20 protein-coding genes are annotated in these 22481 nt (G+C 63.0%); 14 read left to right on the forward strand and 6 right to left on the reverse strand.

Features of this window, described 5'->3' with window-relative positions; translation table 11 throughout:
- Positions 1-39: 39 nt before the first annotated feature.
- Positions 40-1446, reverse strand: coding sequence for an AmmeMemoRadiSam system protein B (gene amrB, locus RH950_RS09915; protein WP_350056222.1), 1407 nt, complete (start codon positions 1444-1446; stop codon positions 40-42).
- Between the two features lie 39 nt (positions 1447-1485).
- Positions 1486-2424, reverse strand: a complete 939-nt coding sequence (locus tag RH950_RS09920; RefSeq protein WP_350056224.1) for an AEC family transporter — start codon at positions 2422-2424, stop codon at positions 1486-1488.
- Positions 2425-2526: 102 nt separating this feature from the next.
- Between RH950_RS09920 and amrS the strand changes: the two genes are divergently transcribed.
- Positions 2527-3663, forward strand: coding sequence for an AmmeMemoRadiSam system radical SAM enzyme (gene amrS / locus RH950_RS09925; RefSeq protein WP_350057114.1), 1137 nt, complete (start codon positions 2527-2529; stop codon positions 3661-3663).
- On the opposite strand, the gene RH950_RS09930 is transcribed toward amrS, so the two are convergent.
- Positions 3660-4559, reverse strand: coding sequence for a helix-turn-helix transcriptional regulator (locus RH950_RS09930; protein ID WP_350056226.1), 900 nt, complete (start codon positions 4557-4559; stop codon positions 3660-3662). The two genes, amrS and RH950_RS09930, sit on opposite strands and share 4 nt — an antisense overlap.
- 161 nt (positions 4560-4720) lie before the next feature.
- Between RH950_RS09930 and RH950_RS09935 the strand changes: the two genes are divergently transcribed.
- Positions 4721-5185 carry a flavodoxin domain-containing protein gene (locus RH950_RS09935; RefSeq protein ID WP_350056228.1) on the forward strand — a complete coding sequence of 155 codons (465 nt, stop codon included), beginning with the start codon at positions 4721-4723 and terminating at the stop codon, positions 5183-5185.
- A 93-nt stretch (positions 5186-5278) separates the two neighbouring features.
- Positions 5279-6826 (forward strand): benzoate-CoA ligase family protein, encoded by a 1548-nt coding sequence (locus RH950_RS09940; RefSeq protein WP_350056230.1) that lies wholly within the window; start codon positions 5279-5281, stop codon positions 6824-6826.
- A gap of 41 nt (positions 6827-6867) precedes the next feature.
- On the opposite strand, the gene RH950_RS09945 is transcribed toward RH950_RS09940, so the two are convergent.
- Positions 6868-7080 carry an RSP_7527 family protein gene (locus RH950_RS09945; RefSeq protein ID WP_350056232.1) on the reverse strand — a complete coding sequence of 71 codons (213 nt, stop codon included), beginning with the start codon at positions 7078-7080 and terminating at the stop codon, positions 6868-6870.
- 185 nt (positions 7081-7265) lie between these two features.
- On the reverse strand, positions 7266-7460 hold the full coding sequence (locus RH950_RS09950; protein ID WP_350056234.1) for a hypothetical protein: 195 nt from the start codon (positions 7458-7460) through the stop codon (positions 7266-7268).
- Positions 7461-7819: 359 nt separating this feature from the next.
- On the opposite strand from RH950_RS09950, the gene RH950_RS09955 reads away from it, so the two are divergent.
- From RH950_RS09955 to queG, 4 genes are read left to right on the forward strand one after another with little or no spacing between them, the layout of a single operon-like run.
- Positions 7820-8395, forward strand: a complete 576-nt coding sequence (locus tag RH950_RS09955) for a queuosine precursor transporter (protein WP_350056236.1) — start codon at positions 7820-7822, stop codon at positions 8393-8395.
- 9 nt (positions 8396-8404) lie between these two features.
- The gene (gene queA / locus RH950_RS09960) at positions 8405-9448 is read left to right on the forward strand and encodes a tRNA preQ1(34) S-adenosylmethionine ribosyltransferase-isomerase QueA (RefSeq protein WP_350056238.1); all 1044 of its coding nucleotides are present in this window, start codon (positions 8405-8407) and stop codon (positions 9446-9448) included.
- The gene (gene tgt / locus RH950_RS09965) at positions 9445-10569 is read left to right on the forward strand and encodes a tRNA guanosine(34) transglycosylase Tgt (protein ID WP_350056240.1); all 1125 of its coding nucleotides are present in this window, start codon (positions 9445-9447) and stop codon (positions 10567-10569) included. Before queA ends, tgt begins: the two co-directional genes overlap by 4 nt.
- A gap of 22 nt (positions 10570-10591) precedes the next feature.
- Positions 10592-11725 (forward strand): tRNA epoxyqueuosine(34) reductase QueG, encoded by a 1134-nt coding sequence (gene queG / locus RH950_RS09970; RefSeq protein WP_350056242.1) that lies wholly within the window; start codon positions 10592-10594, stop codon positions 11723-11725.
- On the opposite strand, the gene RH950_RS09975 is transcribed toward queG, so the two are convergent.
- Entirely contained in the window at positions 11720-12193 is a 474-nt protein-coding gene (locus RH950_RS09975) for a PAS domain-containing protein (protein WP_350056244.1), read from the reverse strand. The genes queG and RH950_RS09975 overlap by 6 nt on opposite strands.
- A gap of 273 nt (positions 12194-12466) precedes the next feature.
- Between RH950_RS09975 and RH950_RS09980 the strand changes: the two genes are divergently transcribed.
- The 7 genes from RH950_RS09980 to addB all read left to right on the forward strand — a co-directional run bounded on the left by RH950_RS09980 (position 12467) and on the right by addB (position 22480).
- Positions 12467-13894, forward strand: a complete 1428-nt coding sequence (locus RH950_RS09980) for a pyridoxal phosphate-dependent decarboxylase family protein (protein ID WP_350056246.1) — start codon at positions 12467-12469, stop codon at positions 13892-13894.
- Between the two features lie 21 nt (positions 13895-13915).
- A complete protein-coding gene (locus tag RH950_RS09985; protein ID WP_350056248.1) occupies positions 13916-14596 on the forward strand; it encodes a hypothetical protein in 681 nt (226 codons plus the stop codon).
- 149 nt (positions 14597-14745) lie between these two features.
- Positions 14746-17142 (forward strand): sensor histidine kinase, encoded by a 2397-nt coding sequence (locus RH950_RS09990; protein WP_350056249.1) that lies wholly within the window; start codon positions 14746-14748, stop codon positions 17140-17142.
- The gene (tsaE, locus tag RH950_RS09995; RefSeq protein ID WP_350056251.1) at positions 17139-17675 is read left to right on the forward strand and encodes a tRNA (adenosine(37)-N6)-threonylcarbamoyltransferase complex ATPase subunit type 1 TsaE; all 537 of its coding nucleotides are present in this window, start codon (positions 17139-17141) and stop codon (positions 17673-17675) included. Before RH950_RS09990 ends, tsaE begins: the two co-directional genes overlap by 4 nt.
- The gene (locus RH950_RS10000; protein WP_350056253.1) at positions 17672-18682 is read left to right on the forward strand and encodes an aminoglycoside phosphotransferase family protein; all 1011 of its coding nucleotides are present in this window, start codon (positions 17672-17674) and stop codon (positions 18680-18682) included. The genes tsaE and RH950_RS10000 overlap by 4 nt, the downstream gene beginning before the upstream one ends.
- A gap of 16 nt (positions 18683-18698) precedes the next feature.
- Positions 18699-19463 (forward strand): nucleotidyltransferase family protein, encoded by a 765-nt coding sequence (locus tag RH950_RS10005; RefSeq protein ID WP_350056255.1) that lies wholly within the window; start codon positions 18699-18701, stop codon positions 19461-19463.
- A gap of 23 nt (positions 19464-19486) precedes the next feature.
- Positions 19487-22480: a double-strand break repair protein AddB gene (gene addB / locus RH950_RS10010; RefSeq protein WP_350056257.1), complete on the forward strand. Its 2994-nt coding sequence runs from the start codon at positions 19487-19489 to the stop codon at positions 22478-22480.
- Position 22481 lies beyond the last annotated feature (1 nt).

The following is a 22481-nucleotide window of genomic DNA, read 5'->3' on the forward strand; positions in this document are numbered from 1 at the left end:
TGATCCGGGAAACGATTATTTTAGTGGGTGGTGAGCGCGTTACCTCTGCGCGGGTCCCGCAAACGGCGCCCCGAAACTCTCCGTCGTATAGCGGAACACCCGCAGGCTGTCCGACCAGTGATCCATCGGCAACCCGGCCTTCCGCTTCAGGTTGCGGATGAAATCCTCCGCTTTCGGCAGGCCTTCCCAGACGCTCGGCAGGAACAGGCCGCGCTTGTTGCCCTCCTGCAGGATCAGCCCGTCCACGTCCGGCCGGGCCTTGGACACCAGATCCTTCTCGCTGCTGAAGGGCAGGGCGTGCGGGGTGGAGAGGATGGAGACGTGCAGGTCCGCCGTTGCCAGCTCCTCGGCAGTCAGCGGCGGGAAGCGGGGATCGCCGAAACCGGCCTTGTAGGCATTGGTCATGACATCCAGCAGCAGCGGCTGATGCGCGATCACACTGCCGATGCAGCCGCGCAACCTGCCGCCGATATTCACGGTGACGAAACTGGCCCGCATCGCCTTCAGGGACGGTGACAAGTTCTTGCCGAGCTGCGCCTCCGGCGGGCGGCCATGCTCGGCGCCGAAGCGCAAGGCATAGCGGGCGGCCTCGATCATCTGCTCCCGGTCCGCCTCCGGAATGCGCGCGCTCCCGGCATATTCCATCGCCGCCGCGCCATAGCCGACCACCCGGTCTTTGGCCCCGTGCGTGTCGCCTGAATTGCGCGTATCGAGTGCCGTCACCCGCATGTCCCGCCGCCGTGCGTGGCTGAGCGCACCGGCAATCGCCCGGTGCCCGCAGGCGCCGGTGCCGTCGATATCCTCCAGCTTCAGCAGCTCGATATTCTGCATGGTCCGGCTGTCGAGCGTGCGGGCGCTGTCGTAGTCGAGGAAATGCGACAGGTCGGAGGAGACGGAAATCAGCGTCTCCGGCCCGCCCCAGACCGCGTCGAGTGCCTGCGCCACTTGACCCGCCCCGGCATCGCCGACCAGGATCGGCACGATCTCGAAAGCGCCCAGCACCTGCTGCAGGAAGGGCACGTGCACCTCAAGGCTGTGCTCCCCCTCGAACACCCGGTCGGAGACATGGAAATGCGGCAGGGTCAAAAGCGTGCGCAAAGCATCCCAGGCCACCGGCACGGTGCCGAGCGGCGTCGCCCAGGCATCGGCACTGGTCGTCGCCAGCCCCTTGAACCCGACCCGGTGGGCCGGGCCGACAATCACCACGCGCTTGATACTGTCGCGGCGTCTGGCGAGCGGCTTGAATGCGGTCCCGGCGATGGGACCGGAAAACACATAGCCCGCATGCGGCGCGATGATGATCTTCGCATCCGCCACCGGCGTCTCCGCCGCGCCGGTGAGGCACTGCGCGACGATGTTTTCCAGCGCATCCGGGGCGGCCGGGTAGAAGGCGCCGGCGACGTGCGGGGCGCGGAGTGCGGTGGTTTCGGTCGATCCCTGTGTCATGCCCTGAATATAGGTGCGGATGGGATGGAGCGGGAGGGTTTATTGGCCAATCAAATACTGCGCCAGCAACAGCGTCGCAGGCATGGTGACAAAGGACAGCGCCGTCTGGATCGTCACGATCCCGGCCATGGCCGGGGCGTCTCCGCCCATGGCGCGTGCCAGGGTGTAGGCGCTGGCGGCGGCGGGGGAGGCGCCGAACAGCATGGCGGCCATGAACAGCGCGGGCTCCAGCCCGATGGCGAGACCGGCGAGGGCCATGGCCGCCGGGAACACCACCATCTTGCCGAGGACGCAGAGCAGGGTTGCCTTGAGATCGGCGCTCATCGCCTTGATCCGGATATTGGCGCCGACGCAGAGCAGCACGATGGGCAGGGCGGCGGCGCCGAGGATCGCCGTCATGTCGGTGATGACGGGGACCTGGTGCCAGTCCAGGACATTGAAGATCAGCCCGAGCCCGACCGCGAGCAGCAGCGGGTTGCGGGCCAGATCCCGGAACACCGCCACAAAGAGGTTGCCGCCGTCCTTCTTGGCCAGCGCGGTCGCCATCAGGCAGACCACAACCACATTGGTGATCGGGATCAGCAGGGCGGTGACAAGCGCGGCGGTGCCGAGGATCTCGGCGCCGAAAACCTGCTCGCCCACGGCCAGCGCGATGAAGGTATTGTGCCGGGTGCAGCCCTGCATGACGGAGGTCCAGAGCGGTTTTTCCGCGCGGAACAGGAAGAGCAGCAGCAGCGAGAACAGCACCGCCGCGCCGAACCCGCTATAGACCACGACCGCCAGCCCGCCGAGATGCACGCCGGAAAAGTCGATGGTGGCGATCTTGTTGAACAGCAGGCAGGGGAACAGCACCCAGTAGACCAGCTTGTCGTTCAGGTTCCAGAATTCCAGGCTCGGAATGCCGCCCCGGCGCAGCAGATGGCCGAGGACGATGAGCAGGAAGATCGGGGCAATGGGCAGGATCAGGGTGATGAACAAGGATCGGTCCCGGGTTTGGGGAAGCGGTCAGTAACGCGGCGGAGTATAATGCCGTGAAAGTCCGGGCGAGAACCCGGCGAAGGAGCAATGCTGGTGGGCGATATGGTCATGCATGAAGCACCAAGCCTTGCCGACAGCGCGCCTCCCGCGCTGAAGGGCAAGGGCCCGATTGTCGAGACGGAGTTCTGGAGCCTGCTGGAGGACGGGCGGGTGCAGTGCGAGCTGTGTCCGCGTTACTGCAAGCTGAAGGAAGGCGCGCGCGGGCTGTGTTTCGTGCGGGCGCGGCAGAATGACCGGATCGTGCTGACCACCTATGGCCGCTCCTCCGGTTTCTGCATCGATCCGATCGAGAAGAAGCCGCTGAACCATTTCCTGCCGGGCACCCCGGTGCTGTCCTTCGGCACGGCGGGCTGCAATCTGGCCTGCAATTTCTGCCAGAACCACGACACCTCGAAGAGCCGGGAGATGGACTCGATGCAGTCCGAGGCGCAGCCGGAGGCGATTGCCCGGGCCGCCGCCAAGCTCGGCTGCCGCTCCGTCGCCTTCACCTATAACGATCCGATCATTTTTCATGAATATGCGGATGACGTGGCGATTGCCTGCCGGGAAGCGGGGGTGAAGACGGTCGCAGTGACGGCGGGGTACCTGACGGACAAGGCCCGGCCCGCCTTCTTCCGCAATGTCGATGCGGCGAATGTCGATCTGAAGGCCTTCACCGAGCATTTCTACAAAGCCGTGACCAAGAGCGCGCTTGGCCCGGTGCTCGACACGCTGCGCTATCTGCGGGAAGAAACCGATGTTTGGTTCGAGATCACCAACCTGATCATCCCCGGCGAGAATGATTCGGAGCGGGAGATCGACGAGATGACCGGCTGGGTGGTCGAGCATCTCGGCCCCGACATACCGATGCATTTCTCCGCCTTCCATCCCGACTACCGGATGCTGGACAAGGAGCGCACGCCGTTCGACACCCTGGCCCGGGCGCGCCGCATCGCCCGCCGCAACGGGGTGCGGCATGCCTATACCGGCAACGTGCACGATCTCGGCCGGCAGAGCACCTATTGCCACGGCTGCGGCGAGCGGGTGATCGGCCGGGACTGGTATGTGCTGTCGGAATGGAGGCTGGATGCGGGCGGCTGCTGCACCGGCTGCGGCACGAAACTGGCGGGTGTGTTCGAGGAGGTGCCGGGCACGTGGGGGCAAAAGCGGATGCCGGTGGATATCTCCGCTTTCGCCTAGGCGATCAGCGCGCGCGCCGTTTCCGTGAGTTTCGCCAGGCTCGTTTCGGGGGCTTCGCCCGCCGTGTCGACGCTGGCTTCCGCCCGGTTATAGAGCGGGGCGCGGGCTTCGAGGATGGCGCGCAGGTCGGACATGGCCTCGCGGTTTTGGGCCATCGGGCGCATGTCGCCCTGCTCGACGACGCGCTGCATGTGTTCTTCCGGGCTGGCCTGCAGCCAGATGGTGTGCGACCGGCGCAGCAGCATGGTGTAGGTGTCCGCGTTGGAGACGATGCCGCCGCCGGTGGAGATCACCGCTTCCTCGTGATCGTTCAGGACGGCGTTCAGGCAGCGGTTCTCGTAGCGCCGGAAGGCCGGCTGTCCGGACAGGGAGAGCATCTCGCCGATGCTGGCGCCGTAATCCCGCTCGATCTCCCGGTTCAGCTCGATGAAGGGAAAGCCGAGCGCGTCCGCCAGAGCCTTGCCGAGGGTGGACTTGCCGGCACCGCGCAGACCGATCAGCGCGATGCGCCGTCCCCGCGTGCCGCTGCCGGCAAAACGCCGCTCCAGAATTTCGGCTGCTTCCGAGAGCTCCGCGGGGGCGAGGGGGGCGAGCAGGGCCTGGATTTCCGCCAGGGCCGGATCGGTGCCGCCATGCGGATCCGCCAGTTCCATCACCGACATGTCCATGGCGTCGGCAACCTGGTGCAGCACCGCGACCGACGGATTGCCGCGGCCGCTTTCGAGCTGGGCAAGGTAGCGTTCGGAGACGCCGGAATCGCGCGCCAGGATCTTCCGTGACATGCCGCGCTGGGCCCGGGCCGCGCGCACCCGGTCGCCGAGACGGGCGAGATAATCCTCGATCCCGAGGGTGGTGCGGCGCTGGTGCGGCACGTCGGTATGCGTTCTTTGCCTCATGGCCGTCCGGCGGTTCCTTGCGGCTGTCGTTGCGGTTCCCGATGAACCGGGCGAACCTGAATTATCATTCTTTGCGCCCGAGGATAACATGAATTATAGTGCGTGTCTGATTTAGCTCATTTTACCGATCCGGAACCCGGCCGAAGAGGAGTGTACGACGAATGAAAGTGAAAATTCTCGTTGCCACGCAAGGCGGTACGGCAGATCTCTGCGCCCAGGAAATGGTCGATATCCTGGAAGACCGGGGCTATGAAGCGGACGCGATCCTGATGGGCGATTTCGGCCTGGAGGTCTTCGATGAGGGCGGTCACGTCATCATCTGCACAGCGACCTATGGCTATGGCGAGATCCCCGATAACGGCACCGAATTCTACGAGGCCCTAGTCTCCGAAAAGCCGGACCTGTCGCGGGTCAGCTTCGCGGTGTTCGGTCTCGGCGACACGACCTACGAGGACACTTTCAATTTCGCCGGCCAGAAATTCGACACGGTGCTGTCCGAATGCGGCGCCGAGCGGGTGATCGAGCGTCATATTCACGATGCCAATTCCGGCGCCATGGCGGAAGACGAGGCCATCGAGTGGATCGAGGGCTGGATCGGCGCGCTGGCATCGAAAGCCGCCGCCTGATCCTCGGGCGCGGCGCCTCTTTCAAACAAGAATGGCGTGCCGACAAACGGCACCCGGTCATTTCGGCCAACCTGGCCACACTGGGAGGGACATATGGCGGAGAACGCCGGTGCCGCGCGTTTCTATAACGCGGCAGAAGATCTGATCGGCCGCAATCTGAGGGCGGGTCGCGGGGGCAAGATCGCCGTCATCGACAGCGGCGGCACCCATACCTACCAGGACCTTGCGACCCGGATTGAACGGTTCGCGAATGCGATCCGGGCGGCAGGTGTGCTGCCGGAGCAGCGTGTCATCCTCGCCCTGCACGACACCGTGGATTTCCCGACGGCCTTCCTCGGCGCCATCTGGGCCGGCGCGATTCCGGTGCCGGTCAATACCAGGCTGGCAGCGCGGGACTATGCCTACATCCTGTCCGACAGCCGGGCCGAGGCCCTGTTCGTCTCCGACAATCTGATCGATACGGTGCTGTCGGAGGTGGAGACACCGCCGCGGCATGTCGTGGTTTCCGGTGCGGACGCGGCCGGGCGGACATCCTTCGCGGATTTCATCGCGGCGCCGGGCAGCGACACCGCGCCGGCCGAGACCTCGCCGGACGATCTCTGTTTCTGGCTCTACACATCCGGCACCACGGGCATGCCGAAGGGGGCGGTGCATCTGCATTCCCATCTGGTGGAGAGCGCCAATCTCTACGCGCTCCCGACACTCGGCATCTCGGAGCAGGACATTGTCTATTCGGCGGCCAAGCTGTTTTTCGCCTACGGGCTCGGCAACGCGCTGACCTTTCCCTTCGCGGTCGGCGCGACGGCGATCCTGCTGGAAGGACCGCCGGACCCTGTCTCGGTCTGCCGGATCATCCGGGAGCACAGGCCGACATTGTTCTTCGGCGTGCCGACGCTGTACGGCATGCTGCTGGCCTCGAAGGATCTGCCGAAAGCGGGCGAGCATGCCTTGCGGCTCTGCGTCTCGGCCGGCGAAGCGCTTCCGGAAGACCTGCTGAACCGCTGGAGCGCGCGCACGGGCACGGACATTCTGGACGGCCTTGGCAGCACGGAGATGCTGCATATCTTCGTGTCGAACCAGGTCGGCGAGATCGTGCCCGGTGCGACAGGAAAGGCGGTGCCCGGCTACCAGCTCCGTTTGCTGGACGAGAACGGCAATCCGTGCAAACCCGGGGAAATGGGCATTCTTGAGGTGTCCGGGCCGACGGCAGCGGTGATGTACTGGAACCAGCGGGGGAAAAGCATCGACACGTTCCGGGGCGCCTGGACGCGGACCGGCGACAAGTATGTCGCGGACGAGAACGGGGTCTATACCTATTGCGGGCGCAATGACGACATGATGAAGGTCGGCGGCATCTATGTGTCGCCGTTCGAGGTCGAGGGCGCGTTGCTGAAGCACCAGGCGGTGCTGGAAGCAGCCGTGGTTGGCCATCCGGACCATGACGGTCTGGTCAAGCCGAAGGCCTATGTGGTGCTGGCGGAGGGTGTCGAGGAGTCCGACGATCTGACCGCGGACCTGACGGCTTTCGTCAAAAAGGATCTGGCGAGCTTCAAATATCCACGCTGGATCGTCTACACGGACCAGTTGCCGAAAACGGCGACCGGAAAGATCCAGCGCTTCAAGCTCAGGGAAACCGCCTGATCAGGCGGTTTCCCGAGAAATGTTCAGAGTGCGCAGATTGATTAGTGCTTCGGGGCCACTTTGATGGTCGGCTCGAAGCTGACTTTCTTCTGCATCACGGCATGCAGGTCGAACAGCGTCGCAATCTTCCGTCCGAATGCGCGCAGCATATTGTGGACAGCTCTGGACCGCTCCGCGCGGCCGTTGGCGATATGGCGTTCAACCTGGGCGAAATCGATGGTTTCGCGTTCGTTGAGGGTCTTGTTAGCAGTCATAACAGTGCTCCAGTTTGTAAACGAGCCCGCTGATCTTCGCTGCTTGGCTAGTTGCGTTTCCCGATAATTGGCAATTTAGGTCAGGATTGCTGACATTTCAATGTTGCAATGCAGCAAGGCTGGCATGCCATTTTGGAAATGATGCAGGTGCGAGGTGTCGCGCAGTGGCGGCGCCTGTCCTGTCATCAGCAGCTGCAGTTCGGGCACCGGGCGGAAATCGCCGTGCGGCTCATGTCTTCACGCCATTCAAAATGCTTCCAGACAGCATCATAGACGCCAGAAACCATTGATTTTACTGCCATGGCGCGCTCGCGCCTGCCATTGGCGATGCCGGCATTGATTTCGGCATTACTCGGAGTACGGATCAGGGTGGTGGTCATATCGGCCTCCTTTGAATTGGCTGTGAGAGAACAATAACAATTTCTTTTTTTTCGGCAATTAATGATTTAATCACTAAATTAGTGCAAAAATGGCGCTAATAAGAGATGCTTATGCGGTAGATGAGTGCGTCGCTGTTGGCCTGGATATGCGATATTGTTCATGTTGCGTTGCAATATACTGCGCGCTTGCTGAGGCGCATTCCGGCGTGTTGATGCTTCGGGGCCAGTTTCGCATCGACAAAGCGCAGTGAAAGACCTAAGAGCTGCCGCACTGTTTGGCCGGTGAGGCTCCCCACACCGGCAGTGAACGACGTGCCGGTGTGGCTTCCCGCATCGGCAGAACAGAAAAGGAATGGTCCATGACCACTAGTGATACCGCCGCGTTCAGCCGTACCGGGCTTGTCGCCGGCATGAGCGCCATGGGCGTTGTCGTGCTCGTCTCGAACATCGCGGTCAATTTCCCGATCAATGACTGGCTGACCTGGGGTGCGCTGATCTACCCGATCGCGTTTCTCGTGACGGACCTGATGAACCGGATCTTCGGCCCGGCCTTTGCCCGCAAGGTGGTCTATGCCGGTTTCGCGCTCGGTGTCGGGCTGTCTCTCTGGTTCGCCGACCAGCGCATCGCGCTCGCCTCCGGCGCCGCCTTCCTGACCGCGCAGCTGCTGGATATCTGGGTGTTCGACCGCCTGCGCCGGCAGAGCTGGTGGAAAGCGCCGCTGGCTTCCTCGCTGCTTTCCTCCGCGCTTGATACGGCTCTCTTCTTCTCGCTCGCCTTCTATGCGACGGGCCTTCCCTGGGTGACCTGGGCGATCGGCGATTACGGCGCGAAGCTGGCCATGGCGGCGGCCCTGCTGGTGCCTTTCCGCGCCTTCATCGCCCTGCTGCCCCAGCGTTTCGCGCGGGACGGGGCCGTGGCGGACAGCACTCAGTAAGGCCTCCTTATGCACGTCGATCTGTTCGACTACGAACTGCCGCAACATTTCATTGCCACGGAACCGGCGGAGCCGCGCGACAGCGCGCGGCTTCTCGACCTGACAGACGCCGGGCTTGCGGATCGGGGTGTCTCGGATCTGCCGGGTCTGCTGCGGGCGGGCGATATTCTCGTCTACAACAATACCCGCGTGATCCCCGCCCGGCTGACCGGCCGCCGCGGCGATGCGAGGATCGAGGCGACGCTGCACAAGGCGGAAGCCGACGGGTCCTGGGCCGCTTTCGTGCGTCCGGCAAAACGCTGCCGGGTCGGTGACATCATTCTCTTCGAGGGCGAACTCGAAGCCGAGGTCCGCGAGAAGCGCGATGGCGGCGAGGTCATCCTTGGCTTTCCCGAAACCGGCGCCGCCCTGATCGAGACCCTGAAACGCGTCGGCCGGATGCCGCTGCCGCCATATATAAAGCGCGATGGCGATGCCGTCGTTGACGATGCGACCTCCTACCAGACCATGTTCGCCGCCCGTGACGGTGCCGTCGCGGCGCCGACCGCCGGACTGCATTTCACCGACCGGTTGCTGGCCGCGATCGACGCGGCGGGTGTCGAGCGTGCGGAACTGACCCTGCATGTCGGCGCCGGCACCTTCATGCCGGTGAAGGCCGAGGATACGGACGACCACAAGATGCACCTCGAATGGGGTGAGATCAGCCAGGAAATGGCGGAGAAGATCACCCGGGCCCGGGCGGCAGGCGGCCGTGTCGTCGCCGTCGGCACCACCAGCCTGCGCCTTCTCGAAAGCGCGGTACTGGAAGATGGAACCGTGCCGGCTTTCTCCGGAGAGACCGGGCTGTTCATCACGCCGGGCTATCGCTTCAAGGCGGTCGATATGCTGCTGACTAACTTTCACCTGCCGAAATCGACCCTGCTGATGCTGGTCTCGGCACTGGTCGGGCGCGAGCGGATGCTCGCCGCCTATGAACATGCCAAGCGGGAAGGCTATCGCTTCTTCTCCTATGGCGATGCCTGCCTGCTCGAACGTTCGGACAACGTGACATGACCCTTGGCTATGAACTGATCACCACAGACGGCGCCGCCCGGCGCGGCCGCCTGACAACGGCGCATGGCAGCATCGAGACGCCCGCTTTCATGCCGGTTGGCACGGCGGCGACGGTGAAATGCATGATGCCGGAATCGGTGAAGGCCACCGGGGCGGAAATCCTGCTCGGCAACACCTATCACCTGATGCTGCGCCCCGGCGCGGAACGGGTGGAGAAGCTGGGCGGGTTGCACAAGTTCATGAACTGGGACGGCCCGATCCTGACGGATTCCGGCGGCTTCCAGGTGATGTCGCTCTCCAAGCTGCGGAAGATCACGGAACAGGGCGTGACCTTTCAGAGCCATGTCGACGGCAGCTCCCACGAGCTGACCCCGGAAAGCTCGATCAGGATCCAGCACCAGCTCGATTCCAACATCACCATGTGTTTCGACGAATGCACGCCCTACCCGGTGGAGAAGAAGGAAGCGGCGGAGTCCATGCGGCTCTCCATGCGCTGGGCGCAGCGCTCCCGCGATGCCTTTGTCGATCGGGACGGGTACGGCCTGTTCGGCATCGTGCAGGGCAGTGTGTTCGAGGATCTGCGGCATGAATCCATCGAGGCGCTGACCAAGATCGGTTTCGACGGGTACGCGGTTGGTGGTCTGGCCGTGGGCGAGGGGCAGGAAATGATGTTCTCCACTCTCGATTTCACCACGCCGTCCATGGCGGCGGAAAAGCCGCGTTATCTGATGGGCGTCGGCAAGCCGGACGATCTGGTCGGCGCGGTCGAGCGGGGCATCGACATGTTCGATTGCGTGCTGCCGACCCGTTGCGGGCGGACAGGGCAGGGCTTTACCCGGCGCGGCACGGTGAATGTCCGCAATGCCCGGCATATGGACGATCCGCGCCCGCTGGACCCTGGCTGCTCCTGCCCGTGCTGCAGCAGCTACAGCCGGGCCTATCTGCATCATCTCTTCAGAACCGGCGAAGTGCTCGGGCTGATGTTGCTGACCTGGCATAACCTCTCTTATTTCCAGGAAGTGATGGCCGGATTGCGCGGCGCGATCGAGACCGGCACTCTGTCGGCGCATGCTGCGGCCTTCCGGGCTCAGCAGGCGGAGGGCGATATCGAGCCCCTCTGAGGTCTCCGGACGGAAAGGGCTTATGCAGACGGAACAGCGGATCAGGCAGGAAGCGGCGGAGATCGGGTTTTCCGCCGCGGGTATCACCGCCGCCGATATCGGCACGCGGGAGCAGGATCGGCTGCGTGAATTCGTCGATAATGGCGAGCATGGCGATATGGGCTGGATGGAAGCCCATATGGAGCGCCGGATTGCCCCGAAGGGCATCTGGGAAGAGGCCCGGTCCGTTATCGTGCTGACCCAGAATTACGGTCCCGACCACGATCCGATGGCCAATCTCGACGCCACCGACCGGGCCAACATCTCCGTCTATGCCCGGAACAGGGATTACCACGACCTGATCAAGAAGCGCCTGAAGCGGCTGGCCCGCTGGATGGTCGCCGAGTTCGGCTGTCAGGTGAAGGTGTTCGTCGATACGGCGCCGGTGCTGGAAAAGCCGCTCGCCGCCGGTGCCGGGCTTGGCTGGCAGGGCAAGCACACCAATCTGGTCTCCCGCGAGCACGGCTCCTGGATCTTCCTCGGCGAAGTCTTCACCGATATGGAGCTGACGCCGGACGCGCCGGAGGTGGACCATTGCGGCAATTGCACGCGCTGTCTCGATATATGCCCGACCAACGCCTTTCCGCGTCCCTACGCACTCGATGCAAGGCGCTGCATTTCCTATCTCACGATCGAGCATAAAGGGCACATCGCGGAGGAATTCCGGGTGCCGATGGGCAACCGGATCTATGGCTGCGACGATTGTCTCTCGGTCTGCCCGTGGAACAAGTTCGCCGAACAGTCGGCCGAAGCTGCTTTCGCTGCACGGGACGATCTGACCTTGCCGCCACTGGCCGAATTTCTCGGCCTTGACGATACGGCTTTCCGGGAAAGATTCCGGGGATCGCCCGTCAAGCGGATCGGCCGGGACCGGTTTCTGCGCAATGTGCTGATCGCCTGCGGCAATAGTGGCGACGACAGCCTTGTGCCGATGATCGAAGCGCTTCTGACGGATGCGTCCCCGCTCGTGCGCGCCATGGCGGTCTGGGCGCTGGGACGGCTACTGCCGGAGGAGCGGTTTTCGGCTCTGGCCAAGCGATCGCCTGAAGTCGAGGAAGACCCGTCGGTCCGGGCTGAGTGGTTGAAGTGGGAAAACAGTTTCAGCAGCCCGTCATGACCAGTCAGGGAACAGGCCGAGGAACACTTGATCAACTTCCTGGCTTCCCTTGTTGGCAATGGGCAGCAGCAGTCTGGTCGCGGATTTATAGTCCTTTTGATAGATTTTCACATGGTCCATCAAAGGAGCTCTTGAAACGCGTATGTCATGGAGATCATCAAGAAAAGTCGAGCCGAACCGGCGGTCGACATCGGATGCAAGCTTTCCGGTCCAGTCCTGCCCGGTGATCTGGGTGATCAGCGTTCCCTCGAGCGCATTCACGAAATCGTCGAGTTTCTCGACATACTTGTAAACGCTGATGAAGCCGAGCCATTTCTGTAGAGCATGCGGATTGAAGGCGTTCCGATCCGGGATGCTGCCGTCCTTGCTGCTGGCATGCCAATAGGCAAGAAGGCCCTCAGCCCGGTTGCAGGCATGCCTGTGGACGCGCTGGTACTTGTGATCTGCTCGATAGTGACCCAGAATCATGGGGCGGACACTTTTCCGGCTCCATTCTAAAGCCTTGGCTGCTGTCTGCGACCGGCCAAGAGGGACCGGCAAATTACCTTGGCGCGGATAACAAACGCATTCCGAAGTCTCTATTTCAGTGTATGCGATGATTTTCTTAAAATACGATTAATATTTCCTAATGGCGGCATGCGCATCGCCGTGTTTGCAGAACGATGAGCCGGGAGCGCTATTGGCGTCGGAAACCCCATCGGTCTAGTCTGGTGCGGCCCGATCTTTATTTCTGGATACCGCATGTCGCCCGAAGAGTTCCGCCGCCACGCCCATGACCTTGTCGACTGGATGGCAGACTACATGGAAGCCGTGGAGGAATTTCCGGTGCGCGCGCAAACCGCGCCAGGCGAGATCGCCGCAAAGCTGCCGGAGACGCCGCCGGAAGCAGGCGAGCCGATGGAGCGGATCTTCCAGGATTTCAAATCGGACGTGATGCCGGGCATAACCCATTGGCAGCATCCGCGCTTTTTTGCCTATTTTCCGGCCAACAGCTCGCCGCCATCGGTGCTGGCTGAAATGCTGACGGCAACCCTCGGCGCGCAATGCATGCTGTGGCAGACAAGCCCGGCGGCAACCGAAATGGAAACCAGGGTGCTGGATTGGCTCCGGCAGATGACGGGACTGCCGGAAGGATTGACTGGCGTGATCCAGGATTCCGCTTCCGGCGCGATTCTCTGCGCCCTGCTGACGGCTCGGGAAAAGGTCACGAACTGGAACACCAACGAGCGCGGGCTCGGCCAACAGCCGGTCTTGACGGTCTACACCTCGAACCAGACCCACTCCGCGACCGAGAAGAACGTGAAGATCATCGGGCTCGGGCGGGAAAATCTCCGGCTGATCGATGTGGACGAGAATTTCGCCCTGCGTCCGGATGTGCTCGAAGCCCGGATCAAGGCGGACAAGGCGGCCGGATGCGTCCCGACATGTGTCGTTGCATCCATTGGCGCCACCGGCGTTGGTGCCGTCGACCCGCTGAGGGCCATCGGCGAGATTTGCGAGCGGCACGGCATCTTCCTGCATGTCGACGCGGCCTGGGCGGGAACTGCCTGGCTGCTGCCGGAACAGCGCTGGATGCTGGACGGCATCGAATATGCCGACAGCCTGGTTTTCAATCCGCACAAGTGGATGCTGACGAATTTCGACTGCGCGGCGCATTTTGTCCGCGATCCGGACGCGCTGGTCCGCACCCTTTCGATCCTGCCGGAATTCCTGAAGAGCCGGGAGCAGGGTGCGGTGATCGATTACCGGGACTGGAGCGTACCGCTGGGCCGGCGGTTCCGCGCGCTGAAGCTTTGGATGGTGATCCGGTCCTATGGCGTCGAGGGTTTGCGCCGGATTATCCGCAAGCATATCGACCTTGCCGCTGAACTTGAGGGCTGGATCGCGAACGAACCGGATTTCGAGATCGTCGCGCCGCGGTCCCTGGCGCTCATCAATTTCCGCTATCATCCAGCGGGTATGGACGATCCGGAAGCGCTCGACCGTCTCAACGCGATCTTGCTGGAGCGGATCAATGATGACGGGCGGATCTATCTGACCCAGAACAAGGTCCGGGGCCGGGCGGCCATCCGCTTTTCCATCGGGCAGACCGGTACCGAACAGCGCCATGTTTGCGAAGGCTGGGAAGTGGTCACCGAAATTGCACGCAGTCTCGAAACGGAACTCTGAACAATGGGAGCCAGGGCAATTATGGGTTTGTATGGAACCGGCATGCTGATGACCTTCACCGAGGTCGCGCCGGAAGACGAGGACGAATACAACGAGTGGTACAATCGCGAGCATATCGATGAGCGCGTCTGGATGCCTGGTTTTCATCGGGCCCGACGCTATGTCGCGGTGGATTCCGATGCCCGTGTGAAATATTTCGCCAGCTACGAGACCGGTACCGTCCGGGATCTGGCCGACCCGGACTACATGGCCAGGCTTCAGGTGCAGAGCGAATGGAGCCAGAAGGTCATGGCCGGCTTCACCAAGTTCGACCGGCTGACGGCCGAAATCACTATCGACCAGACTCACGGGTTCTCGGGCTGGCTCGGCGTAACACGGTTTTTCCCGGAGGAAAGTCAGCGGGATGGACTGCGTAATTTATTGAAAGAAGAGGTTTTTCCTGACCTTAAAGGGCGCCTGAACATGCTCGGCGGTTGCCTCGCGGAGAACGACATAGAGGTCAGTAATATCGGGCTTTCTGCGCAGGGAAAGCCTGTACCGCCCGGACAAATCCCGGAATGGATCGTGCTGCTTGACGGTGCGACCGAAGCGGCTGTGCGCGACGCGAATGACGGGCTCGCCGATGCCCTGGAAGGGGCCGGTCTCGCTTCGGCAAGCCTGGATCGGACGATCTATGGATTTCTTTTTGGAAACAACCGGTAAGAGCTGGGTGTCTTTCCTTGAGTGGCGGTTGCTTGGCGCGTACCTTCAGGCGCATGACACGTTACACGTCCCGGTCCCGCGCCCTATTCATGTCGGCCATATGTCTGGTCTCCATGATTCCGTCCGCGCATGCGGCGCCGGAAATCGCCATGGATAGCCTGTCCAGCAGTATTGCCATGAACCCGCTGACCGCGGTGATGCTTGCTTTCATGCTCGCCTTGGCGACGGCTTTGGTGGCAACCCGGATCTTGTATCGCCGGCGTCTTGGTGCCTTGCGGCAAGAGCGCGACAGACTTGCCGCAGCGCTCGATGGACGGGATGCGGCGCTTCAGATGCCGTATGTCGGCATGATCGGGATGATCATGGACGATTCATCGGGTGACGGATCGGTGTTGCGCTATGTCAGCCCGGCGGTTGCCGCCCTGCTACGTGCAGGTACAAATCGGCTGCAGACCATCGATGACATCGCGGGCTACCTTTCCGACGAAGCCGGGGTTACGCTCGGCTCATCCGTCCGTGCCCTGATGTCCGACGGGAAAGCTTTCTCCTTTGTTGCCGGAATTCGCAACGGATCCCGTGTCTTGCGGGTTTCGGGAGTTCCGATCGAGGCCGGCATCGCAGCGTCTCCACGGGCCGCGCTTGCACTGGTGGATATCTCTGAGGAAGCTCAAAGCCGTGCGGCAGCTGAAGAGGACGCGCGCAGCAGACGGCGGCGGAACGACGATCTGATTGCGTCCATAAACCAACAGGCCATCCCGTTCTGGCGTCGTGACGAAGACATGCGGGTCAGTTTTGCGAATATCGCGGCCGATACCATTGATCTCGATTCGGAATCGGCACGTGATACCTCGCGGCGCACCCGGAGGCTCGGCGCACCCTACTCGGAAAGCCGCTTTATTGTTGTCGACGGTGAACGCAGGCTGTTCGAGGTGACCGAGGCCCCGAGCCCGGATACGCGCGGTACTGTGGGCTGGGCAATAGATGTCACGTCCCTGGAGGAAGCCCAGGCCGAGATTGCCCGGCATATCGCGGCGCACGAGGATGTGCTCGAAGGCCTTTCGACCGCGATTGCGATCTTCGGTCCGGACAAGCGGCTGAAATTCTTCAACAGTGCGTTCGCTGATCTCTGGCAGGTTGACCCGGCCCAGCTTGACGCGGACCCGACCATCACCGAATTCCTTGAATTGTTGCGGGAATTGCGGCGTCTGCCGGAACAATCGGATTTCCGGGCCTATCGGGATCACTGGAATGGGCTCTTCACGCGCCTGATCGACCCGATGGAGGATTTCTTCTTCCTGCCGGACGACCGGACCCTGCGTATGGTGGTGATGCCGCATCCTTTCGGCGGCCTGTTCCTGACCTTCGAGGACGTTACCGACAGGCTCGCACTGGAGCGGAGTTACAACACGCTGAACGAGGTGCAGCGAGAGACCATCGATAACCTTGCCGAGGGTGTCGTGGTGTTCGGCGCGGACGGGCGTATGACCCTTTCCAATCCCACATTTCTCAGCATGTGGGATCTCGACCCGGGATTCGGTGACCAGGCTCTGCATGTTTCGGAGGTTCTGGACGCGATGCGGCCCCTGTTCCCGGTTCTGGAGGAGGGGGAATGGGACAGCTACAAGCAGGAGTTTGCGGCCCGGTTCGCCGATCGTGTTTCCGAGCATGGTCGGACGGAACGTCCTGATGGAACCTCCCTTGAATATTCGTTTGTTCCATTGCCGGATGGAGCGACTCTGGTCAATTTCCTGGATATAACCGACACTCTGAATGTCCAGCGCGCCCTGCAGGACCGGAATGAGGCTCTGGAAACAGCCGACCGGTTGAAGAGCGAATTCATCGCCAATGTTTCCTATGAGCTGCGTACGCCATTGAACGCGATCATCGGCTTCGCTGAAATGCTGGATGACGGGTATGTCGGCGAGATCAGCGACAAGCAGCGCGAATACCTCAAGGCCATTCTGGAATCCTCCGGCCGGCTGTCGTCCCTGATTGCCAACATCATTGATCTTGCCTCGATTGAGGCCGGTTATCTTACGCTTGAACCGGACGAACTCGACGTCCGCGAGGTTGTCGATTCGGCGATATCGCTGATCGAGGAGCGGGCCCGGAGCCAGGGTGTCGAGATTGAAGTCGATATCGATGATGCGGTTTCCGGCATCGAGGCGGATGATCGCCGACTCCGGCAGATTCTCTTCAATCTGGTCTCAAGCGCGCTCCAGTTCACCTCGCAGGGAGGCCTTGTCAGGCTCTCTGTGCGCGCGAATGATGATGACATCCTGTTTGTCGTCATGGATGACGGCAGCGGCGTGCCGGAAGAAATGCGCAACCTGATCTTCGAGGCCTTTTCCGGTGTCGACCGTGGCGGTCGGGCACAGGGGCCTGACCTGGCATTGCCGCTTGTCCATCGCCTTGTCGAACTGCACGGCGGTACTATGCTGGTCGAGCCGATTGAGGGTGCCGGGCTCAGTATCCAGTGTCGCTTGCCACGCAAGGCGATGCCGCCGACCACGAAAAATGTCCTGGAAAACGAGCTTTCTCTATGACTCAAACCACTTCGGTGGCGCGTCTCTCACTTGACGGACCACAGGCCACCGAACGACTGGCGCATGCCTGTGCGGATATTGCTGTCGCCGGATGCACGTTTCTTCTGTCCGGCGGCCTCGGCGCCGGTAAATCGACCTTCGCCCGCGCCTTCATCCGCCGGCTGACGCGGCCGGACGAGGAAGTCCCGAGCCCGTCCTTCACGCTGGTGCAGCAATATGGCCCGATCGACCTCGCCGGTGACGATGTGGAGATCTGGCATGCGGATCTCTATCGTCTTGGTGATCCGGACGAAGTGCTTGAACTGGGCCTGGATGAAGCCTTCGGGACAGCAGTATGTCTTGTCGAATGGCCGGATCGTCTCGGCCCGTTTGCGCCGAAGGATGCCATGGAATTGATTTTCGATTTTGCTGCGGGCAAGGCCGCCGGTCCGGACTCACGTCTTGTCACCGGGCGGTTTCCGGGGGAATGGCGCACGGCGTTCGCCGGCGCCTGCCAGCAAGCCGGAATAGACGTAGCGTGGACCGAAACATGAGAGCAGCACAGCGCCAGGCGTTCCGGCAGGACGCCGGCTGGGGCAGTGCGGTGGAAACGGCACTCGTCGCCGATGCGTCCTTTCGGCGCTATTTCCGCCTGCAGCGCGAAGACGGTCAGACCGCGATCCTCATGGATGCACCACCGGACAAGGAGGATGTCCGGCCGTTTGTCACCGTCGGGGAAATCCTCTCGGGCTTCGGCTACAGCGTGCCGCGGCTGTCGGCCGCGGACGAGGGCGCCGGGTTTCTGCTGCTGGAAGATCTGGGGGACGCGACCTACACCCGCGCTCTGGCGGCGGGGCAGGATGAGCACACACTGTACGATCTTGCCACCGATCTGCTGGCAGATCTGGCGAAACGCGGACTGGACGATATCGCGGAACGCGTCCCTGCCTACAGTGACGAAAAGCTGCTGCGGGAAGCACTGCTGTTCGTTGACTGGTACCTGCGGTCCGGCGTTGGCCTCCGGATCGATGACTTGGCACGTGATGCCTTCGCCGATGCCTGGCGGGCCTGTCTGCCTGCCGCGCGCTATGGCGGGGAGGTTCTTGTCCTGCGGGACTATCACGTCGACAATCTGATGCTGCTGGACCGGCCCGGCATCGCGGCTTGCGGCTTGCTCGATTTCCAGGACGCGGTGGTCGGTCCTGCCAGTTACGATCTCGTTTCCCTGCTCCAGGATTGCCGGCGGGATATCCCGCCCGCTGTCATCCGCTCGGCCATGGACCGGTATTTCTCTGCCATGCCGGAGATCCAGGACAGGGATGCGTTCCTCCGCTCCTACCGCGTGCTCGGTGCGCAACGCCATTTCAAGGTGCTCGGGATCTTCGCCCGCCAGACAGTTCTCTACGGGAACCACGGCTATCTGGAGCACATTCCGAGGCTCTGGCGCCTGGCCCTGGGAAATTTGTCGGACGAGGCTCTTGCACCGATCCGCGAATGGATCGAAAAACACGTCCCAGAGGCATATCGTGTGACCCCGCCGCCGGGCGGGCGCGCTGCTTGAGGAAGATCTGAACGCCATGCTGCTGACCAGACTGAAGACGAAAAAAGCGACGATTCCCGAGACCGCGATGATTCTCGCGGCCGGCCGGGGGACGCGGCTGGCGCCGTTGACAGATACGATTCCGAAGCCTCTCACCGATGTCGATGGCACGCCGCTGATCGACTACATCCTGGAGCGGCTGTTAGCGGTCGGTGTGAAGCGCGTCGTCGTAAATGCGTTCCATCTCGGTGAGCAGATCGAAGCGCATCTCAAGAATCGGACGGATGTCGAGATCGTCATTAGCCGGGAGGAGAGCCTGCTCGATACCGGCGGGGGCGTCATGAATGCCCTGCCTCTGCTCGGCACGGCGCCGTTCTTCGTGATCAATGGCGACAGTCTCTGGGTCGATGCCATGAAGCCGACGCTCGCGCGGCTGGCCGAGGCCTGGCATTCGGAGAACATGGATGCGCTGCTGCTGCTGCATCCCTCGGCCCGGGTCTCGGGTTCACTCGGCCGAGGAGACTTCACCATGGACCCGATGGGCCGCTTGACCCGGCGTGAAGAGCGACGGGTTGCGCCCTATACCTATATGGGTGCGTCGATCCTGCATCCGCGGCTGTTCGACGGCGCGCCAGGCGGGGCCTTCTCCCTGAATCTTCTCTATGACAAGGCTCAGGAGGCCGAACGTCTCTACGGTGCCCTGCATGACGGGCTCTGGTACCATATCAGCACACCGGACGATCTGGAGACGGCGCGGAAGCTTTTCGCCCAGGGCCATGTGCCCGACGTGCCGTTCTTCTGAGGTCCGCTAACAAGGGGGACGGCATGGGCATCGGCGGGCTCTACGCCATCGAGGCGACGGACGGTTTCGCCGATACGCTGGCGCGGGGCCTCTGGCAGGAGGCCGGTGAGGACCCGATGGTGCTTGCCCAGATGTCCGTCCTGGTGCCGACCCGACGCGCGGTCCGGACCCTTCGTGAAAGTTTCCTCCGCCTCGGCAATGGCCGCCCGATGCTGCTGCCGGCGCTCCGTCCGGTCGGCGATATCGACGATGACGAGGCCGGGTTCAGCGGGCTGGATGGGGCCGCCGCCGCAGGAGACCTGCCGCCTGCCATTCCGGGACTGCGCCGTCAGCTTCTCTTGACCCAGCTGGTTCAGCGATTTCTTGAGCGCAAGGACAGCGGGACCGCGATCCAGGCTGCCGGGATCGATCATGCGGCCCTCTTGGCGGGCGAACTCGCCAGTTTTCTCGATCAGGTGCATACCGAGCAGGTGCCCTATGCGGGCCTCGCCGATCTCGCGAAGGAGCGTTACGCATCGCACTGGCAGGAGGTGCTGGAGTTTCTCTCCATTGCCACCGAATTCTGGCCGGCTCTGCTGGCGGAGGAAGGGGCGGTGGAAGCACCGCTCCGGCATTCCGCTCTTGTCGACCGGCTCTCCGTACGCTGGGCGGAACATCCGCCGCAAGACCCTGTCATCGTTGCCGGCTCGACCGGTAGTATCCCGGCCACCGCGCGCCTCATGGGTGCGGTGCTGGACCTGCCGCGCGGCGCCGTGGTGTTGCCGGGGCTGGACCGGGATGCGGATGAGGTCACCTGGGCCGCCATCGGGCAGGACCCGGGCCATGCCCAGCATGGTTTGGCCCATCTGCTGAAGAGCCTCGGCCGGGAACGGGCGGATGTGCGCGAATGGCCGGCATCGGGCGCCGGTGCCGCCCGGGCGCCGCGCAGGCGGCTGATCCAGGAGACCCTGCGCCCGGCGGAGACGACGGAAGCCTGGCGGCGGCTCCCCGAAGAGCATGCGGAGCTTCTGTCCGGCGGTATCGATGGCCTGTCCATGCTGGCCTGTCCCGGCCATCACGAGGAAGCGGAAACCATCGCCCTGATGCTCCGTGAGGCATTGGAGGACGAGACCCGGACGGCGGCTCTTGTGACACCGGACCGGGTGCTGGCGCGCCGGGTGAAGTCGGCGCTTCGGCGCTGGGATATCGAGGTGGACGATTCCGCGGGCCAACCCCTGGCGGCGACCGGCCCGATGACCTTCTGGCTGGCGACCGCCGAAATGGCGGCCAATGCCTGCGCGCCGGTGCCGCTGCTCGCGGCGCTGAAACATCCGCTTGCCGCAGGCGGCATGGAAACGCCGCGTTTCCGCCGCCGGGTGCGCACACTGGAACGCAGCGTTTTGCGTGGCCCGCGACCGGCGCCGGGTATCGAGGGACTGCTGAATGCGGTGCGCGACGCGTACCCCGAAGAGGAACAGCAGGATACGCTTGACTGGATTGGCAGGTTGGCACCAACCGTCACGCATTTCTCCACGCTGCTGGACAGTGACGCGATCTCCCTGATCGACCTGCTTTCCGCCCACAACGCCGTGGCTGAAACGCTGGCGGCGACGGATGAGGAAACGGGCGATCGCAGGCTCTGGGCTGGCGAGGCGGGCGAGGACGCGGCCAATTTTCTGGGTGAGCTGGTTGAGGCCGTGCGCGATTTCCCGCCCATCGAGGGCCGGTCCTATGGCGCCTTCCTGGAAGCCCTGCTGGTTGGCCGGGTACACCGTCCGCGTTATGGCACGCACCCGCGCCTGGCCATTCTCGGTCCGCTTGAGGGCCGGTTGCAGCAATTCGACCTTATGATCCTCGGCGGTCTGAACGAAGGAACCTGGCCGCCCGATCCCGGTGCCGACCCCTGGATGAGCCGTCCCATGCGGGCCGAGTTCGGCCTGCCCTCGCCGGAACGCCGCATTGGTCTTTCAGCGCATGATTTCCAGATGGCGGCTTCGGCGCCTCAGGTGGTACTGACCCGGGCCGAGCGGGTCGACGGTGCGCCGACTGTCGCTTCGCGCTGGTGGCTGCGCATGGAGACGGTGCTCCGGGCGCTCAGTTTGCAGGACAAGATCGGCCGGCAGGTCGCCGCCTATGCGTTCTGGCAGCAGGCACTGGATGCACCGAAAAAGCTGGAGCCGGTGCGTCCTCCCGCACCCTGCCCACCGGTCAAGGTACGGCCCCGGAAATTCTCCGTTACCGAGATCGAAACCTGGGTGCGTGATCCTTACGCGATCTATGCAAAGCGCATTCTCGGTCTCAAGAGCCTGGATGAGATCGACGAGGATCCGGGCGCTGCGGACCGCGGCACGATGATTCATGATTCGCTGGATCTGTTTGTCCGGGAGTTCCCGGAAGAGCTTCCGCCAAATGCCCTGGACCGATTGCTGGAGATCGGCCGGGAGCAGTTCGCCCCCGCCATGCTCCGCCCCTCGGTGCATGCTTTCTGGTGGCCGCGCTTCGAGCGGATCGCGGAATGGGTTGTTGCGATGGACGGCCCGCGCCGCGCCGAACTTTCCCGGATCTGGACTGAACGGAAAGGGCAGATCATGCTCCGCGGTCCACTTGCACCGGTCGAGCTGACCTGCAAGGCGGACCGGATCGAGCGGCAGGCGGATGGCAGCTACGTTATTGTCGACTACAAGACCGGCGCGCCGCCGACCGACAAGCAGGTCCGGGCCGGGCTCTCTCCGCAGCTTCCGCTGGAAGCGATGATGCTTGCAATGGACGGTTTCGCAGAAATCCCCGCAGGCGCCATCGGTGCGCTGGAGTATTGGCGGCTGAGTGGGGGGGAGCCAGCAGGCGAGCGCAAACCCCTGAAAGGTAATCTCGAAGAGCTGATCGAAGAGGCGGAAGCGGGTCTTCTCGACCTTGTCAGGGTGTTCGATGACCCCGCGACGCCTTACCGCTCCCGTCCAGCGCCTGAACATGCGCCGCGCTATTCCGACTACGAGCATCTGGCCCGGGTAAAGGAATGGTCCGCGGCGGGGGAGGTCTAGG

Source organism: Nisaea sp. (genome assembly GCF_040217065.1).
GTDB lineage: Bacteria > Pseudomonadota > Alphaproteobacteria > Thalassobaculales > Thalassobaculaceae > Nisaea.

Excerpts from the sequence above, each read along its gene's own strand:
- amrB (WP_350056222.1), bottom strand. The coding sequence starts at position 1,446 with ATGACACAGGGATCGACCGAAACCACCGCACTCCGCGCCCCGCACGTC.
- amrS (WP_350057114.1), top strand. The coding sequence starts at position 2,527 with ATGGTCATGCATGAAGCACCAAGCCTTGCCGACAGCGCGCCTCCCGCG.
- RH950_RS09930 (WP_350056226.1), bottom strand. The coding sequence starts at position 4,559 with ATGAGGCAAAGAACGCATACCGACGTGCCGCACCAGCGCCGCACCACC.
- RH950_RS09935 (WP_350056228.1), top strand. The coding sequence starts at position 4,721 with ATGAAAGTGAAAATTCTCGTTGCCACGCAAGGCGGTACGGCAGATCTC.
- RH950_RS09940 (WP_350056230.1), top strand. The coding sequence starts at position 5,279 with ATGGCGGAGAACGCCGGTGCCGCGCGTTTCTATAACGCGGCAGAAGAT.
- RH950_RS09945 (WP_350056232.1), bottom strand. The coding sequence starts at position 7,080 with ATGACTGCTAACAAGACCCTCAACGAACGCGAAACCATCGATTTCGCC.
- RH950_RS09950 (WP_350056234.1), bottom strand. The coding sequence starts at position 7,460 with ATGACCACCACCCTGATCCGTACTCCGAGTAATGCCGAAATCAATGCC.
- RH950_RS09955 (WP_350056236.1), top strand. The coding sequence starts at position 7,820 with ATGACCACTAGTGATACCGCCGCGTTCAGCCGTACCGGGCTTGTCGCC.
- queA (WP_350056238.1), top strand. The coding sequence starts at position 8,405 with ATGCACGTCGATCTGTTCGACTACGAACTGCCGCAACATTTCATTGCC.
- tgt (WP_350056240.1), top strand. The coding sequence starts at position 9,445 with ATGACCCTTGGCTATGAACTGATCACCACAGACGGCGCCGCCCGGCGC.
- queG (WP_350056242.1), top strand. The coding sequence starts at position 10,592 with ATGCAGACGGAACAGCGGATCAGGCAGGAAGCGGCGGAGATCGGGTTT.
- RH950_RS09975 (WP_350056244.1), bottom strand. The coding sequence starts at position 12,193 with ATGATTCTGGGTCACTATCGAGCAGATCACAAGTACCAGCGCGTCCAC.
- RH950_RS09980 (WP_350056246.1), top strand. The coding sequence starts at position 12,467 with ATGTCGCCCGAAGAGTTCCGCCGCCACGCCCATGACCTTGTCGACTGG.
- RH950_RS09985 (WP_350056248.1), top strand. The coding sequence starts at position 13,916 with ATGGGTTTGTATGGAACCGGCATGCTGATGACCTTCACCGAGGTCGCG.
- RH950_RS09990 (WP_350056249.1), top strand. The coding sequence starts at position 14,746 with ATGGATAGCCTGTCCAGCAGTATTGCCATGAACCCGCTGACCGCGGTG.
- tsaE (WP_350056251.1), top strand. The coding sequence starts at position 17,139 with ATGACTCAAACCACTTCGGTGGCGCGTCTCTCACTTGACGGACCACAG.
- RH950_RS10000 (WP_350056253.1), top strand. The coding sequence starts at position 17,672 with ATGAGAGCAGCACAGCGCCAGGCGTTCCGGCAGGACGCCGGCTGGGGC.
- RH950_RS10005 (WP_350056255.1), top strand. The coding sequence starts at position 18,699 with ATGCTGCTGACCAGACTGAAGACGAAAAAAGCGACGATTCCCGAGACC.
- addB (WP_350056257.1), top strand. The coding sequence starts at position 19,487 with ATGGGCATCGGCGGGCTCTACGCCATCGAGGCGACGGACGGTTTCGCC.